Annotated in this window: 13 protein-coding genes; 6 read left to right on the forward strand and 7 right to left on the reverse strand. The window is 69.0% G+C overall.

Annotation, left to right across the window (positions count from 1 at the left end):
- Positions 1 to 109: 109 nt before the first annotated feature.
- The 4 genes from ABEA30_RS04295 (at position 110) to ABEA30_RS04310 (ending at position 5,384) form a co-directional block, all read left to right on the forward strand.
- A complete protein-coding gene (locus tag ABEA30_RS04295) occupies positions 110 to 2,671 on the forward strand; it encodes a glycogen/starch/alpha-glucan phosphorylase (RefSeq protein ID WP_345579492.1) in 2,562 nt (853 codons plus the stop codon).
- Positions 2,672 to 2,787: 116 nt separating this feature from the next.
- Positions 2,788 to 3,330 (forward strand): hypothetical protein, encoded by a 543-nt coding sequence (locus ABEA30_RS04300; RefSeq protein WP_345579495.1) that lies wholly within the window; start codon positions 2,788 to 2,790, stop codon positions 3,328 to 3,330.
- Positions 3,331 to 3,343: 13 nt separating this feature from the next.
- Complete coding sequence (locus ABEA30_RS04305) at positions 3,344 to 4,558, forward strand: hypothetical protein (RefSeq protein WP_345579498.1); 1,215 nt, start codon at positions 3,344 to 3,346, stop codon at positions 4,556 to 4,558.
- The gene (locus ABEA30_RS04310) at positions 4,542 to 5,384 is read left to right on the forward strand and encodes a hypothetical protein (protein WP_345579501.1); all 843 of its coding nucleotides are present in this window, start codon (positions 4,542 to 4,544) and stop codon (positions 5,382 to 5,384) included. The genes ABEA30_RS04305 and ABEA30_RS04310 overlap by 17 nt, the downstream gene beginning before the upstream one ends.
- A gap of 62 nt (positions 5,385 to 5,446) precedes the next feature.
- Here ABEA30_RS04310 and ABEA30_RS04315 read toward each other — a convergent pair whose 3' ends face one another.
- A complete protein-coding gene (locus ABEA30_RS04315; protein ID WP_345579504.1) occupies positions 5,447 to 5,947 on the reverse strand; it encodes a hypothetical protein in 501 nt (166 codons plus the stop codon).
- Between the two features lie 146 nt (positions 5,948 to 6,093).
- On the opposite strand from ABEA30_RS04315, the gene ABEA30_RS04320 reads away from it, so the two are divergent.
- Positions 6,094 to 7,044 (forward strand): L-lactate dehydrogenase, encoded by a 951-nt coding sequence (locus ABEA30_RS04320; protein ID WP_345579507.1) that lies wholly within the window; start codon positions 6,094 to 6,096, stop codon positions 7,042 to 7,044.
- Between the two features lie 325 nt (positions 7,045 to 7,369).
- Here the strand turns inward: ABEA30_RS04320 and ABEA30_RS04325 are convergent, their stop codons facing one another.
- From ABEA30_RS04325 to ABEA30_RS04350, 6 genes are all read right to left on the reverse strand, one after another.
- The gene (locus tag ABEA30_RS04325; RefSeq protein ID WP_345579510.1) at positions 7,370 to 7,789 is read right to left on the reverse strand and encodes a heat shock protein transcriptional repressor HspR; all 420 of its coding nucleotides are present in this window, start codon (positions 7,787 to 7,789) and stop codon (positions 7,370 to 7,372) included.
- Between the two features lie 6 nt (positions 7,790 to 7,795).
- Positions 7,796 to 8,953, reverse strand: coding sequence for a molecular chaperone DnaJ (gene dnaJ / locus ABEA30_RS04330; protein WP_345579513.1), 1,158 nt, complete (start codon positions 8,951 to 8,953; stop codon positions 7,796 to 7,798).
- Between the two features lie 23 nt (positions 8,954 to 8,976).
- Entirely contained in the window at positions 8,977 to 9,528 is a 552-nt protein-coding gene (locus tag ABEA30_RS04335; protein ID WP_386085230.1) for a nucleotide exchange factor GrpE, read from the reverse strand.
- A complete protein-coding gene (dnaK, locus tag ABEA30_RS04340) occupies positions 9,525 to 11,375 on the reverse strand; it encodes a molecular chaperone DnaK (RefSeq protein WP_345579516.1) in 1,851 nt (616 codons plus the stop codon). Before dnaK ends, ABEA30_RS04335 begins: the two co-directional genes overlap by 4 nt.
- A 173-nt stretch (positions 11,376 to 11,548) precedes the next feature.
- Positions 11,549 to 11,713, reverse strand: coding sequence for a hypothetical protein (locus ABEA30_RS04345; RefSeq protein ID WP_345579519.1), 165 nt, complete (start codon positions 11,711 to 11,713; stop codon positions 11,549 to 11,551).
- 106 nt (positions 11,714 to 11,819) lie between these two features.
- A complete protein-coding gene (locus tag ABEA30_RS04350) occupies positions 11,820 to 12,413 on the reverse strand; it encodes a DUF1707 SHOCT-like domain-containing protein (protein WP_345579522.1) in 594 nt (197 codons plus the stop codon).
- 84 nt (positions 12,414 to 12,497) lie between these two features.
- On the opposite strand from ABEA30_RS04350, the gene ABEA30_RS04355 reads away from it, so the two are divergent.
- Positions 12,498 to 14,333 (forward strand): N,N-dimethylformamidase beta subunit family domain-containing protein, encoded by a 1,836-nt coding sequence (locus tag ABEA30_RS04355; RefSeq protein WP_345579525.1) that lies wholly within the window; start codon positions 12,498 to 12,500, stop codon positions 14,331 to 14,333.
- Positions 14,334 to 14,687: the final 354 nt, after the last annotated feature.

The following is a 14,687-nucleotide window of genomic DNA, read 5'->3' on the forward strand; positions in this document are numbered from 1 at the left end:
GGAAAACACCCCGAGGGAGGTGATTAGCACGCGCGGTACCGGTTAGCGTGCATTGGCGCCCCAGACACGCCGATGTGAGAAATGTGCACGTTCAAACTACTGTTGGGTCATGCCTGACATTGCGCAGATCAATGGGGGCCCTGAGCGGGCCGATGAATCACCCAGCACCGACGTCCGACGCATCGGACCCACGTCGACACCGACCCATCCTCTGGCCACTGCACCGGTGGGAGCCCCGACGTACTCGGTCGACGGGTTCGTGCGGGAGTTCCTCCATGAACTCAACACCAACCAGGGCGTGACGCTCTCGCGTTCCTCCGTCAACGACCAGTACCTGGCGCTCGCCAGCACCGTGAAGAACTACCTCATGGCGCGTTGGCTCGAGACCAATCGCAAGACGCAGGACGCCAAGGTCAAGACCATCGGCTACCTGTCGGCCGAGTACCTCCTCGGCAGCCAGCTGAACAACGCGCTGCTCGCCTCCGACCTGCACGACATTGCCGCAGAGGGCCTGCGGCAGTGCGGGCTGAGCCTGCCCACCCTGCGCGCGCAGGAGATCGAGCCCGGGCTCGGCAACGGCGGCCTCGGCCGCCTGGCCGCCTGCTTCATCGACTCGCTGGCCACCATGAACGTGCCCTGCATCGGCTACGGCATCCGCTACGAGTACGGCATCTTCCGCCAGACGTTCGTCGACGGCCGCCAGGTCGAGCAGCCCGACACCTGGCTGGCGCTGGGCGCGCCGTGGGAGTTCCCGCACCCCGAGGCCTCCGTCGTGGTGAACTTCGGTGGCACCACCGAGCGCTACACGGACGTCGACGGCGAGGAGCGCTGCCGCTGGAACCCGGAGTGGAACGTGCTCGCGGTGCCGTACAACTACATGGTGCCGGGCTACCTCAACGGCCGCGTGAACACCCTGCGCCTCTGGAGCGCCGTGGCCACAAAGGCGTTCGACCTGCAGATCTTCAACGCGGGCGACTACGCCCAGGCCGTCCGCGCCCAGACCTTCGCGGAGAACATCTCGAAGGTGCTGTACCCGGAGGACTCCACGCCGCAGGGCAAGGAGCTGCGCCTGCAGCAGCAGTACTTCTTCGTCGCCGCCTCGCTGCGCGACTTCATCAACAACGAGCTCGAGGAGGGCTTCGACCTCCACAACCTGTCGGACCGGATCATCTTCCAGCTCAACGACACGCACCCGGTCATCGCGGTGCCGGAGCTGATGCGCATCCTCATCGACGAAGAGGGCTTCGAGTGGGAGGAGGCCTGGGAGGCCACCCGCAAGTGCTTCGCCTACACCTGCCACACGCTGCTGCCGGAGGCGCTCGAGGTGTGGTCGACGGAGTTGCTGGGCCGCCTGCTGCCCCGCCACCTGGAACTGATCTACCAGATCAACGAGCACTTCCTCCGCGAGGTGCACGAGACGTTCCCCGGCGATGAGATCCGCGCCCGCCGCATGTCGCTGATCGTCGAGGACCGGGAGCAGGGGGTGCGCATGGCGCACCTGGCCGCCGTCGCCGCCACGAAGATCAACGGCGTGGCCGCGCTGCACTCGCAGTTGCTGCGCGACAAGGTCCTCAAGGACTTCGCCGACCTCTGGCCCGACCGGTTCACCAACGTCACCAACGGCGTGACCCCCCGTCGCTTCGTGCGGATGGCCAACTACAAGTTCGCCGACCTCCTGAACGACACGCTGGGCAGCGGCTGGGTCACCGACCTCGAGCGGCTCCGCGAGCTGGAGCCGTACGCCGAGGACGAGGACTTCAAGGCCCGGTTCCGTGAGGTCAAGGCGTGGAACAAGCGCCGCCTGACCGGCCTGTTGGAGGCCCGCGACGGCATCGCGCTGCCCGAGGGCCACATGCTCGACGTCATGGTGAAGCGCCTGCACGAGTACAAGCGCCAGTCGCTGAAGCTGCTGCACATCGTGTCGCTGTACGAGCAGGTCCTCAGCGGCAAGATCGCCGCCGCCGACGTGACGCCGCGCACCGTGCTGTTCGGCGCGAAGGCCGCCCCTGGCTACCGGATGGCGAAGGACACCATCCACCTGATCAACAAGGTGGCCGAGGTCGTCAACAACGACGCGCGGCTCGAGGGCCGGCTGAAGGTCGCGTTCCCCGCGAACTACAACGTCACGCTCGCCGAGAAGCTCATCCCTGCGGCGGACCTGTCCGAGCAGATCTCGTTGGCCGGCATGGAGGCCTCGGGTACCGGCAACATGAAGTTCGCGCTCAACGGCGCGCTGACGATCGGCACGGACGACGGCGCCAACGTCGAGATCCGCCAACTGGTGGGCGACGAGCACTTCTTCCTGTTCGGCATGACGGAGCCGGAGGTGGCCGACCTGGGCGCTGCCGGATACAACCCGGCGTCCTACTACGAGTCCAACGAGAACCTGCGCGACGCGCTGAACCTCATCCTCTCCGGGCACTTCTCGGGCGGCAACCGCCACCTGTTCGACTCGGTCGTGTTGAACCTGATCAACCAAGACCGCTTCATGGCGCTGGCAGACTTCCAGAGCTACGTCGACGCGCAGGCGCGGGTCGAGGAGCGTTACGCGGACCAGGAGGCGTGGACCCGCTCGGCCATCCTCAACGTGGCCCGCACCGGCTACTTCAGCTCGGACCGCTCGATGCGCGACTACCTGCAGCGCATCTGGCACACCACGCCGATGATCTGACGCACGTCAGGACGACGGCGGCCGGCACCCCGACGGGTGGCGGCCGCCGTCGCGTTCAGGGCAGTGGCCGTGACCCCGCCGCGCCGTAGGCTGCACACGCAAACTTGGGAGGCACAGTGCAGGAAACGGTCATTACGGACGAGTCCGGCGTCATCACCATCACCGTCGCGGACCTCGAGGTCGTCTCGCTCCGCATCAGCGCGTCGTGGCGCGACCACCTCAACCCCCGCGAGCTGGCCGAGGCCATCTCCGCCGCCATCCGCCAAGCCCTGCCGCCTCGTGGGCAGGAGGCGCCTCCGGCGGTGCCGGAGGTGCACCTGCCGCTCTCGTCCATCCCGGCGTACCTGGCCGAGATGCGTGAGGGCCGCGCCGCCATGCGCCGCTACCTCGCGCGCCTGAGGGCCGGCGAGGTGGACCACCGTCGCGCGGAGGTGCTCAGCACGCCGCGCGACAGGGTGGAGGTGTTCCTGGTCGGCGGCCGGTTCCACTCCCTGCAGATCAACCCCGAGTGGGCCGAGAAGGCGGCGCTGCAGTCGCTGTCCGACGAGATCCTCGACGCGCTCCCGAACCCCCTCGTGCGGCCCGCGCAGGAGGACCCCGACATCGCCGCGGCCCAGCGGCACTATGCGGCGGCCCGCCGCCACCTCATCGAGAAGTAGAACGGAGACGCCCATGGGACCCCAAGCCACCCTCGACCTCATCACCCAGATGACCGACGACCTCCAGGACGCCTACGAACTCCAGGCCGAGCTGGTGCTGGCCGAGATCGAGGCGTCGCGCGCGCTGGTCGGCGACTTCAAGGAGTACCGCTGCGAGAGCTGGCCGTTCTGCCCCTCGGGCGGGTACTACAGCGAGACCCGCCCGTCAGACTGGAGCATGTTCTGGCACACCATCCGGGTGAGCGACCACGAACGTCAGGGCGAGGCCATGGACGCCCTCGCGGACGCGGAGACGAAGTACAACACCACCGAGACCGAGCAGATGAGCCGCAAGGACAAGCTGGTGTCCATCCCCACCGACGTGGGCGGCTTCCTGACCGACTGGTTCAGCATCGACTCATCCTTCGAGAACATCTACTACCCCGCCAACACCAACGAGATCCCGGCCGACGGCGAGCCGTGGGCCAGCGGCAACGCGGCGGGCTACGACGCCTCGATCGGCAGCCAGCGGACCGCTGCGGAGAAGGCCCGCGACGTCACGGGCGGCCTGGTGTCCAACACCACCACCTACCTCGGCAACGTGACGGATTCGATCGCCAACCTGACCGACCTTGCGCAGCAGCAGGAGCAGGTCTACCTCGACGCGATCAAGATCGTGCTGATGGAGCCCACGATCGGCGACTTCATCGGCGCGGTGGAGGACCTCGCGCAACTGGTCCTCGACCAGCGGCAGCTGTTCTTCGACCGCGTGCAGGAACAGGGCCGGCAACTGGTGGCGGCGGTCACCTCCGTCGTGCAGGTGGGGCTCCTGGGCAATGACCTCGACGGCGTCGGCCCGGGCGGCACGTGGCCCACGCCCCGCAACGTCTCCCGCGACCTCGACCAGCCCGGCTGCGTCGAGACCGACGAGGTGCGGGCCAACGCGGCGTGGTTCCGGTCCCAGGCCACCTACTGGGACGACATCGCCAACGAGATGTCCTCGTTGCACGCCACCGCCACCGGGGCAGCGCGGCTGCCTGTCATCATGATCGACATGCCCCACTTCTCCTCCGCCGAGTCGGCCTCGTTGAACGGCCTGGCAGACGACCTCACCGCAGCGATCGACGGCGGGCGCACCGCCGCCGAGGACATGCGGGACGCGCTGCGCCAGACCGCACGCAACTACCTGGACAACGAAGCGTCCTCCACGTCCGAGGCCGACGCCCTCTTCAATGAGTACTTCGGGTAGGCGGGCGGCCCTCTGGGTGGCGGCCGCTGCCCTGGCCGCCTCCGGGTGCACGCCGTCGCCCGACGAGGACAGGCGGGCCGAGGCCATCGACGCGTTGCGCGGGCATGTGGCATCCACCGCGCGGCTGTCGGGCTTCACGCTCACCGACGACTGGCGGCTGGAGGTGGTCAGCGGCCAGCCGCCCAGCACGCAGGCCCTGTACCCGACGGAGGGTTCCGGCACGACGGATCCCGCGGCGCCCATCGCGGTGCCGCGCGACGACTTCCCGCTGGACGCCACCGTCGAGCTGGCGCAGGCGCAGATCGAGTCCTGCGACGGCGACGCCCGCGTCACGGCGCGCGCGCTCGCTGCCGGCACCGCCGTGGTGAGCGCGGAGTGCGACGGCCAGGGCAGCGCCTTCCTCGACGGCGACCCGCTCCAGCCCATCGCCGAACCCGTCTCCGCGGCTGCGGTGACGCAGGTCTGGGCGGACATCGAGCGCGCGGGCATCGCCGAGGACGTCGTCTTCGTGGACGTGGACGCCTCGCAGGGCATCGTCAACGTCGCCCTGCGCGGCACCGACCGTGAACGGACCTACCACTGGTACCGCGCCCTCGACGGTACGCACACGAGGGTCGAGTCGCACCCGCTGCTCACCGGCGTGACGCTGCCCGGCCCGGGTCCGCTCCCGGACGCGCCGACCGTGGCAGCCGCCGTCGACGAGCTGCTCGCCTCGCTTCCCGACCCCGGTCAGGCGGCGCGGCTCGAGGTGCGGCGCGACACGGGCCAGGTGGTGGCGCTGAAGGCTGCCGACGGCACCGACCTGGCGTCGGCCACCTTGGACTGATCAGGCGCGAAGCGGCCGGCACCCCGAGGGGCGCCGGCCGCTTGTGTGCGTGGGTGAGGGACTCAGATCGTGTAGTCCTTGTTCTCGTCGTTGGGCTGGTCAGACCCTTCGGCACCGTGGGTGCCGGTGGTCGTCGCGTCCTTGCCGGAGGCGCGGCCCCGGTCCGCCAGGTCGCGGAACCCGCGGTTGACGTCGTCGATGAACCGGTCGAGCTGCTCGCGCAACTGGTTGATGAAGTTCTTCGCGCCCTGCTCGCCTTCGGCATCGGGGTGCGATTCGGCGTACTGCTTCTTCTGGTCCTCGTAGAACTCCTTGGCCTTGTCGGCCATGAGGCCCACGAAGCCGACGGCGGCGTAGGCCGTGTCCTCGGCGGCCTTGCGCAGGTTCTGCCCCAACTGCTCCTGCTGGGAGCGCGGGGCCTCCGGCCCGTCGACGGTGTCGTGGCGCTCGCCGAAGGCCGAGTCGGCCGCCGCCTCAGGGGCGTCGTGGGTGAAGGCGGCTTCGTCCGCGAAGTGCTCGCCCTCGTGGTGTTCGTCGGGCCGGTCGGTGTGGTACTCGGTCATGGGACCCTCCTGGATCGCTTGGCTTCCCCATCCAGTGTGCATCGACAAGGTGCCCGGCTCGATGGGTTCCCTCCCGGAAACCTCCCCGATTCACCCCTTAGGGCGCGTTCTGCTCGGTGATTGGTGCTGTCCGCCAGACTGGGCACATGAAGATTCGCGGCACGAAGCTCACCGTCGTCGGCGCAGGCGCCGTCGGCACCTCCCTCGCCTACGCGGCACTCATCAAGGGGGCGGCCACGCACGTGGCGCTCCACGACATCAGCGCCGTCAAGGTGAAGGCCGAGGCCTTGGACCTCGCCCACGGCAGCCAGTTCCTGCCACCCCACGTCACCGTCGAGGGCTCCGACGACGTGGCGGTCACCGCCAACTCGGACGTGGTGGTCGTCGCCGCGGGCGCCAAGCAGCAGCCAGGCGAGACCCGGATGGACCTGGCCGCCAAGACGGTGGGGATGATGAAGTCGCTGATCCCGCCGCTGGTGGAACAGTCGCCGGGCGCCGTGTTCATCATGGTGACCAACCCCGTCGACGTGACGACGCAGGCCGCGCTGAAGATCTCCGGCCTCCCCCGCAACCAGGTGATGGGGTCCGGCACGGTGCTGGACTCGTCGCGGTTGCGGTGGCTGATCGCGGCCGAGTGCGCGGTGTCGGTGACCAACGTGCACGCCTACATCGCCGGCGAGCACGGGGACACCGAGACGCCGCTGTGGAGCACGGCCACGATCGGCGGCGTGCCGTTGAAGCAGTGGGAGGAGCAGACCGGCCAGTTGAGCCGCGAGGTGCGCGAACGGATCGCCGAGCAGGTCGTCGGAGCCGCCTACGAGGTGATCGAGGGCAAGGGGGCCACGAACTACGCCATCGGGTTGGCGGGCACCCGCATCATCCAGGCGGTGCTGCGCGACGAGCACCGGGTGATGCCGGTGTCGTCGTACCTCGACGACTGGAAGGGCATCTCCGACGTGTGCATGTCGGTGCCGCACGTGGTCGACGGCAAGGGGGTGGGCCGCGCATTGGAGCTGCCCCTGACCGACGGTGAACTCCAGCGCCTGCGCGACAGCGCCGACCACATCCGTGAGGCCGCCCGCCGCCTGGGGTTCTGACGTGGTGCTCGCGTCGTCGCAGACCTGAGCCCGACGTCGCAGACCTTCGGCTCGTCGTCGCAGACCTGCGCCCCACGTCGCAGAATTGGGGCTCGACGTCGCAGACCTGAGCCCGACGTCGCAGACCTCGGCCGCTGTCGCAGACAGAGGACTGTCTGCGACGCCATGGCCGGTCTGCGAGGTCACCGGAGGTCTGCGAGGTCACCGGAGGTCTGCGAGATCACGCAAGGTCTGCGACGTCACCGAAGGTCTGCGAGATCACGCAAGGTCTGCGACGTCACCGAACGTCTGCGACAGGCCAGCAACGACGGCGGGCTGGGCGCGCTCAGGAGCCGCTGGGCAGCTCGAGACGGCGCTGCGGGCGGTACCAACCCTGGTGGACCCGGCCCGAGGATTCGGCGGTGAACACCCGCGCCGTCATCTGGTCGCCCTGGATGCGGCGCACCAGGTCGCCGAGGCGTTCCACCTGGTCACGCAGGCCGTCCACCTGCTCCTCCAACGCCAGGATGCGCCGGATGCCCTCGAGGTTGATGCCCTCGGTCTGTGACAGGTACTGCACGTGCCGCAGCTTGGCGACGTCGCGCAACGAGTAACGCCGGCCCCGGCCCCGCGCCCGCTTGGGGACGACGAGGCCGAGCCGGTCGTAGCCGCGCAGGGTCTGCGCGTGCATGTCAGCCAGCGAGGCGGCCACCGAGACGGGGAAGACCGCCGCGTCGGGATCGAACGGCTGCAGGTGCTGGCTCATCTGTCATCACCCGCCGAAGAGTGCCTCGCGCGGGTTGCCCTGGTGGGCCTTCTCCGCGTACTCCTGCAGCGCGGCCTTGGCCTCCTCGCTCAGGTCGTCGGGCACCTCGACCTTGATGGTGACCAGCAGGTCGCCGTTGGTGCCGTCGGCCTTGCGCGCGCCGCGGCCGCGGACGCGCATCGTGCGCCCGTTCGGGGTCGACGGCGGGATGCGCAACTTCACGCGCTGCCCCTGCATGGTGGGGATCTGGATGTCGGCACCCAGCGACGCCTCGGTGAAGGTCACCGGGACCTCCAGCGTCAGGTTGGAGCCGCTGCGCCCGAACAGCTTGTGCGGGGTGACGTGCACGCTGACGTACAGGTCGCCCGGCGCGCCGCCGTTCTCGCCGGCCGCGCCCTTGCCCTTGAGCCGGATGCGCTGCCCGTCGTCGACGCCTGCGGGGATCCGCACGTTCATCGTCTTGGTCGACTTGCCGCGGCCGGAGCCGCCACAGTCTGGGCACGGCGTGTCGACGATGAGGCCGCGGCCGAGGCAGTCGGTGCACGGCTCGCTCATCTGGAACACGCCCCCGGCCTGCGTCGTCTGCATGCCCGAGCCCTCACAGGTGGGGCACACCCGCGGCAGGGTGCCGGCCTTCGCGCCGGTGCCCCGGCACGACGGACACGGCTGGTCCGACACCGTACGCATCGTGACGGTGGCGCCCTCGACCGCCTGCTCGAAGGTGATGGTCACGTCGCCCTCGATGTCGGCGCCCCGACGGGGGCCGCGCTGCGTGGCGCGACGCGTGGCTCCACCCCCGCTGAAGAGGCCGCCGAACAGGTCGCCGAAGCCCTGCTGGCCGGCGCCCTGCCCCGCGTTGCGGAACAGGTCCTCGAACGACGGCGACGCACCGCCCGGCTGGCCGGGCCGGTTGAACCGGAACCCGCCGCCGAACAGGCTGCGTGCCTCGTCGTACTCCTTGCGCTTCTCCACGTCCGACAACACCGCGTTGGCCTCGGAGGCTTCCTTGAACCTGGCCTCGGCGGACTTGTCGCCGGGGTTCTGGTCAGGGTGGTTGTCGCGCGCGATCTTGCGGAAGGCCTTCTTGATCTCGTCCGGCGCCGCGTTCTTGGAGACGCCGAGAACCTTGTAGTAGTCCTTCTCGAGCCAGTCCTTCGTACTCACGTCCCGATCATCTCCTCTCTACGTCACGGGTTGGCGACGGCGACCCGGGCCGGGCGGATGACCCGGCCCTTCAGCTGGTAGCCCTGCTGCATGACCTGCGACACGGTGGTCACCGTCACGGGCTGCTCCAGCGGCACCGCCATGAGGGCCTCGTGCAGGTTGGGGTCGAACTCCTCACCCACCTCACCGAAGGCCACCAGGCCGTGCTTGGAGGTCACCTTCTCGAGTTCCTCGGCCACCATCTTGAAGCCGCCGTCGACGTCACCGTGCAGGCGGGCGAGCGCGATGGCGTCGAGCACCGGCATGAAGTCGGCGAGCACCGACTCGATGCCCGAGGCGCGGGCCAGGTCGCGGTCGCGGTCGACGCGCTTCTTGTAGTTGACGTACTCCGCGCCGAGGCGCTGCAGGTCTGTGGTGCGCTCCTCGACGAGCTTCTCGAGCTCGGCGACGCGGTCAACGGCCTCCACGGCCTCGAACTCGACGGGGGTCTCGTCCTGCGCGCCCGTGGGCGAGGCCGTCTCCTCGACGGTCTCGCCCACTGCTTCGCTGTCCGGAGTGAACTGCGAATCGGTCACTTGTCGTTCTCCTCGTCGACGATCTCCGCCTCGACGACGTCTTCCTCGCCCGCAGGCGTGGCGTCAGCGGGTTCGCCGTCGGCGGGAGCGGACTCCTGGGCCTTGGCCTGGGCGGCGGCGTAGATCGCCTGGCCCATGGCGGCGGCCTTGGTGTTGAGGTCCTCGATGGCGGCCTTCACCGCATCGTCGTCCTCACCCTTCAGGGCTTCCTTCAGCGTGTTGGTGGCCTCGACGACGGGCGCCTTGACGTCCTCGCCGATGGTCTCCTCGTGCTCGGTGAGCAGCTTCTCGGTGCGGAACACCAGGGCGTCGCCCTCGTTGCGCATGTCGACGGCCTCGCGACGCTTGCGGTCCTCCTCGGCGTGCGACTCGGCGTCCTTGACCATGCGCTCGATGTCGTCCTTGGCCAGCGCCGAACCGCCGGTGACAGTCATGGACTGCTCCTTGCTGGTGGCGAGGTCCTTGGCGTTGACGTGCACGATGCCGTTGGCGTCGATGTCAAAGGTGACCTCGATCTGCGGCACCGAACGCGGCGCGGGCAGGATGCCGGTCAGCTCGAAGTTGCCGAGCGACTTGTTGTCGCGGGCGAACTCGCGCTCGCCCTGGTAGACCTGGATCATCACCGACGGCTGGTTGTCCTCGGCGGTGGTGAACACCTCGGACCGCTTGGTGGGGATGGTGGTGTTGCGCTCGATGATCTTGGTCATCACGCCGCCCTTGGTCTCGATGCCCAGCGACAGCGGGGTCACGTCGAGCAGGAGCACGTCCTTGACCTCGCCCTTGAGCACGCCGGCCTGCAGCGAAGCACCCAGCGCGACGACCTCGTCGGGGTTGACACCCTTGTTGGGCTCCTTGCCGCCGGTCAGTTCCTTCACCAGGTCTGCGACGGCGGGCATGCGGGTGGAGCCACCGACGAGCAGGACCGTGTCGATCTTGTCGACGGAGGTCTTGGCGTCGGCGATCACCGCGTTGAACGGCGCGCGGCAGCGGTCCAGCAGCGACTGGGTCATGCGCTGGAACTCGGCGCGCGAGAGCTTCTCGTCGAGGTGCAGCGGGCCCTCGGCCGAGGCCGTGATGTAGGGCAGGTTGATGGCGGTCTCCGACGCGGAGCTCAGCTCGATCTTCGCGCGCTCGGCGGCCTCCTGCAGGCGCTGGCGGGCCATCTTGTCCTTGGACAGGTCGACGCCGTTCTTGTTCTTGAACTGCGTGACCAGCCAGTCGACGACGACGGCGTCCCAGTCGTCGCCACCGAGGCGGTTGTCGCCCTTCGTGGCCTTGACCTCGAACACGCCGTCGGCGATCTCGAGCAGCGACACGTCGAACGTGCCGCCACCGAGGTCGAACACCAGGACGGTCTGCTCGGTGTCGCCCTTGTCGAGGCCGTAGGCCAGCGCGGCGGCGGTGGGTTCGTTGATGATGCGGTCCACCTTCAGGCCGGCGATCTCGCCGGCTTCCTTGGTGGCCTGGCGCTCGGCGTCGGAGAAGTACGCGGGGACGGTGATGACGGCGTTGGTGACCGACTCACCGAGGTAGGCCTCGGCGTCGCGCTTCAGCTTCTGCAGCACGAACGCGGAGATCTGCTGCGGGCGGTAGTCCTTGCCGTCGATCTCGACCTTCCAGTCAGTGCCCATGTGGCGCTTGACGGAGCGGACGGTGCGGTCGACGTTGGTGACCGCCTGACGCTTGGCGACCTCACCGACGAGGACCTCGCCGGAGTTGGAGAACGCGACCACCGACGGGGTGGTGCGCGAGCCTTCAGCGTTGGGGATGACGGTGGGTTCGCCGCCCTCGAGGACGGCGACGCACGAGTTGGTGGTGCCGAGGTCGATGCCTACTGCACGAGCCATGTGATTTCCTCCTGGGATTGGTGCTGTGAAGCGTTGAAGTCTGTGTCAGTTCCCTTGAGCGGGGTTGACTCAAGCTAACCACAGACCCGGCCCACGCTCAAGTCAAAGTTGAGCCAGAGCGGCTCAACCCTGGTAAACCCTGAGGAAAATGGGGGTATCGGCGCCTCGGCGCTTCAGGCGTCGGCGTCCGCGTCGTCGTCCGGCTCCGTGCCCTCCGTGCCCTCCGGGCTGGGTGGCTGGTCGGCATCATGGGTCTCGGCGCGGTGGACGGCCTCGTCGTGATCCGTGATCACCGACGTGGGGTTGTCCTCTTCCTCGAAATAGCGGTCCTCGGACATGTCGGCTCCTTCGTTCGGCAGGGCCGCCTGGGCCCTGCCCCGGGGACTCGACGCTACTCCTCCCCTCCGTCGCGCGCACCACCCCGGCAGGGGACGCCGAGCGTCCCTACTGCCGCAGCTTGACGTCGTTGCCGCCCCAGAACTGCAGGCCCTTGATCACCACGGTGCCGTTTGACCCGTCGCCCTGCGCCCGCGCGTGGATGTCGTTGCCCCCCATGAGGGCCACCGACTGGTCGATGACCCGCACGCCGGGCGGCACGTGGACGTTGCAGCCACCCATGATGGAATTCAACGTCATGGTCACGATCCGGCCGGGGCCCATGGCCTGGGTGAGGTCGTAGTTGTTGCCTCCCCAGAAGGAAAGGCAGCCGACCTCGCGGGTGCCTGGCTCGACGAGCACGTCGCGGCCGCTCATGATGGCCACGTTGAACCCACCGTCGCCGGGCGCCGTGGCCGGGAGCGCTTCGTAGCGGGGCGCGTTGGCCGCGGGAGCGTGCGCGGGGCGCGCCACCAGCTCACTGCCCTCGGGGAGGTCCACGACCAGCGCGGGCAGCTCGTCGGTGTAGCGCGACTTCAGGGCCTTCTCCTGACGCTCGCGCATCTCGTCGAGGTCGAGCCGGCCCGCCTCGTAGGCTCGCTGGATGATGGTGAGGGTGTGATCGCGGTCCGAATCCCCTGCGCGCAAACGTTGATCGTTCATGGGGTCAGACTTTCCGCCCTCGCCCACCATGTCGGATGCCCGGGCTAGAGTCTGTGGGGATGTCGCTGACAAGGGGGAAGTTACATGCGGATCCGTGCGCTGCTCGTTGCAATCGTCGTCGCCCTCACCTCGGTGTGGGTACCCAGCCAGGAGGCCGCGGCGGCGCCCACGTGGCAGTTGAGCCGAGGCGCCGCTGACTGGCTCGAGCTGTCCGGCTACGCCGTGGGCGAGTCGATCCTCCCGGGGCAGGAACTCCAGCTGAAGGTGCACGGCACCGGCGCCACGGTCACCGTCGAGGTGTTCCGGATGGGCCACTACGACGGCGCGGGCGGGCTGCTGGTCGCCACCGCCGCCGCGCAGCCGCTGGTGAGGCAGCCGGCCTGCGCCACCGTCGACAAGACCGTGGACTGCTCCAACTGGGGCGTGACGCACCGCTTCGACACCACCGGCTGGCAGCCCGGCGCCTACCTGGCCAAGCTGACCGATGACCAGAACCGGCAGCGCTACGCCGCCGCCTTCCTCCGCTCCCCCAGCCACTCCGGGGCGGTGACCGTGATGTTGGCCACCTCGACGCACGCGGCCTACAACAGCATCGGCGGGTACTCGCTCTACGTCGGCCTGCCCGACGGCAGCGCCCTGAACCGTGCGTACACCGTCAGCATGCACCGGCCCAACCGCGGCAACGGCGCCGACAAGTTCTACCGCTACGAGCTGGGCCTGGTGCAGTACCTGGAGTCGCTGGGGGTGCCGATCAGCTACACGACGAACTCCGAACTCCACCGCGGCGCGGACTCGTTCCGCGGCTCCCGTGCGCTGGTGATGCTGGGCCACGACGAGTACTGGTCGGTGGAGATGCGCCGCAACGCCGAGGTCCTGCGCGACAGGGGCACCAACCTGTTGTTCCTCGGGTCGAACGCCGCCTACTACCGCACGCGGTTCAACGCCGACTTCACGCGCGTCACCTCCTACAAGCTCAGCCACCTCGACCCGGTCCAGGACCGCACGACGACGGGCACCTTCCGCTCGGAGCCGTACCCCAATCCCGAGGCGCGGCTGATCGGGTCGCAGTACGACTGCGACGGCGCCAATCCGCAGACGGACCTGGTGGTGGTGAACCCCAGCTTCTGGGCGTTCAAGGGAACTGGGGCCACCGTCGGGTCGCGGTACCCGCAGTTGATCGGCCACGAGGTCGACAAGGCCGGGCCTGACTCGCCGCAGGGCGTGCACATCGCCGCGCACTCGTCGTTCAACTGCACCACCCGCACCGGCACGTCGGACCTCACGTACTACGTGGCGCCGTCGAAGGCCGGCGTGTTCAACCTGGGCACGATGGGCTTCGCGTTCGCGCTGTCGCCGGGCATCCGGTACGAGGAGCGCTCCGTGGCGTTCGTGAAGCAGGTGCTGAAGAACGTGGTCACCGAGGCGGCGAAGGCGCCGCTCGGCAACCTCCACACCGAACGGGGCAACTACCTCGAGGTCTACCCGGACCTCACGCCCAAGCCGGTGGACATCTACATCACGCCGGGCGAGCACCTGGTCAACGGCCGTCGTTGGCGCACCACGTGCGAGCCGTACTCCCGCACGGAGCGCTGCCGCACGGAGATCTGGGCCACGACGGTGGCGCAGGTGGGCGGCACGTTCGTGCAGTCCAACGGGTGGGCGTTCAACAACCTGACGTACAAGGCCTCTCCCCGCGCACTGTGGAGGGGCAACCCGCTGGGGGCGACGGGGTCGTGGACTGCCGCCGACGGCCGGAAGTGGCGCACGGAGTGCGACACCGCCGCCACTGGCCGCAACGGGTGTCGCAGTTACATCGAGTCGGACGCGATCGCGCTCGTGACGAGGGCTGACGGCACGAAGGCGTACCAGTGGGTGCGTGACTGGCGGTTCAACAACATGGTTCGCTTCGGCGGTTCCTGAGGGGCGCCCGCGACGAAGGAGCCAGCGCCCACGAAGGACGGTTCCTGAGGGGTGCCCGCGACGAAGGAGCCAGCGCCCACGAAGGACGGTTCCCGAGGTGCGCCCGCGACGAAGGAGCCAGCGCCCACGAAGGACGGTTCCCGAGGTGCGCCCGCGACGAAGGAGCCAGCGCCCACGAAGGACGGTTCCTGAGGGGCGCCCGCGACGAAGGAGCCAGCGCCCACGAAGGACGGCTCCTGAGGGGCGCCCGCGACGAAGGAGCCAGCGCCCACGAAGGACGGCTCCTGAGGGGCGCCCGCGACGAAGGAGCCAGCGCCCACGAAGGACGGTTCCTGAGGGGCGCCCGCGACGAAG

Origin of the sequence: Tessaracoccus lubricantis (assembly GCF_039544535.1) — a bacterium.
GTDB lineage: Bacteria > Actinomycetota > Actinomycetes > Propionibacteriales > Propionibacteriaceae > Arachnia > Arachnia lubricantis.

Bases quoted from the DNA above. Each gene is read 5' to 3' on its own strand.
- ABEA30_RS04295 (WP_345579492.1), top strand. From the start codon at position 110: ATGCCTGACATTGCGCAGATCAATGGGGGCCCTGAGCGGGCCGATGAA.
- ABEA30_RS04305 (WP_345579498.1), top strand. From the start codon at position 3,344: ATGGGACCCCAAGCCACCCTCGACCTCATCACCCAGATGACCGACGAC.
- ABEA30_RS04310 (WP_345579501.1), top strand. From the start codon at position 4,542: ATGAGTACTTCGGGTAGGCGGGCGGCCCTCTGGGTGGCGGCCGCTGCC.
- ABEA30_RS04315 (WP_345579504.1), bottom strand. From the start codon at position 5,947: ATGACCGAGTACCACACCGACCGGCCCGACGAACACCACGAGGGCGAG.
- ABEA30_RS04320 (WP_345579507.1), top strand. From the start codon at position 6,094: ATGAAGATTCGCGGCACGAAGCTCACCGTCGTCGGCGCAGGCGCCGTC.
- ABEA30_RS04325 (WP_345579510.1), bottom strand. From the start codon at position 7,789: ATGAGCCAGCACCTGCAGCCGTTCGATCCCGACGCGGCGGTCTTCCCC.
- dnaK (WP_345579516.1), bottom strand. From the start codon at position 11,375: ATGGCTCGTGCAGTAGGCATCGACCTCGGCACCACCAACTCGTGCGTC.
- ABEA30_RS04345 (WP_345579519.1), bottom strand. From the start codon at position 11,713: ATGTCCGAGGACCGCTATTTCGAGGAAGAGGACAACCCCACGTCGGTG.
- ABEA30_RS04350 (WP_345579522.1), bottom strand. From the start codon at position 12,413: ATGAACGATCAACGTTTGCGCGCAGGGGATTCGGACCGCGATCACACC.
- ABEA30_RS04355 (WP_345579525.1), top strand. From the start codon at position 12,498: ATGCGGATCCGTGCGCTGCTCGTTGCAATCGTCGTCGCCCTCACCTCG.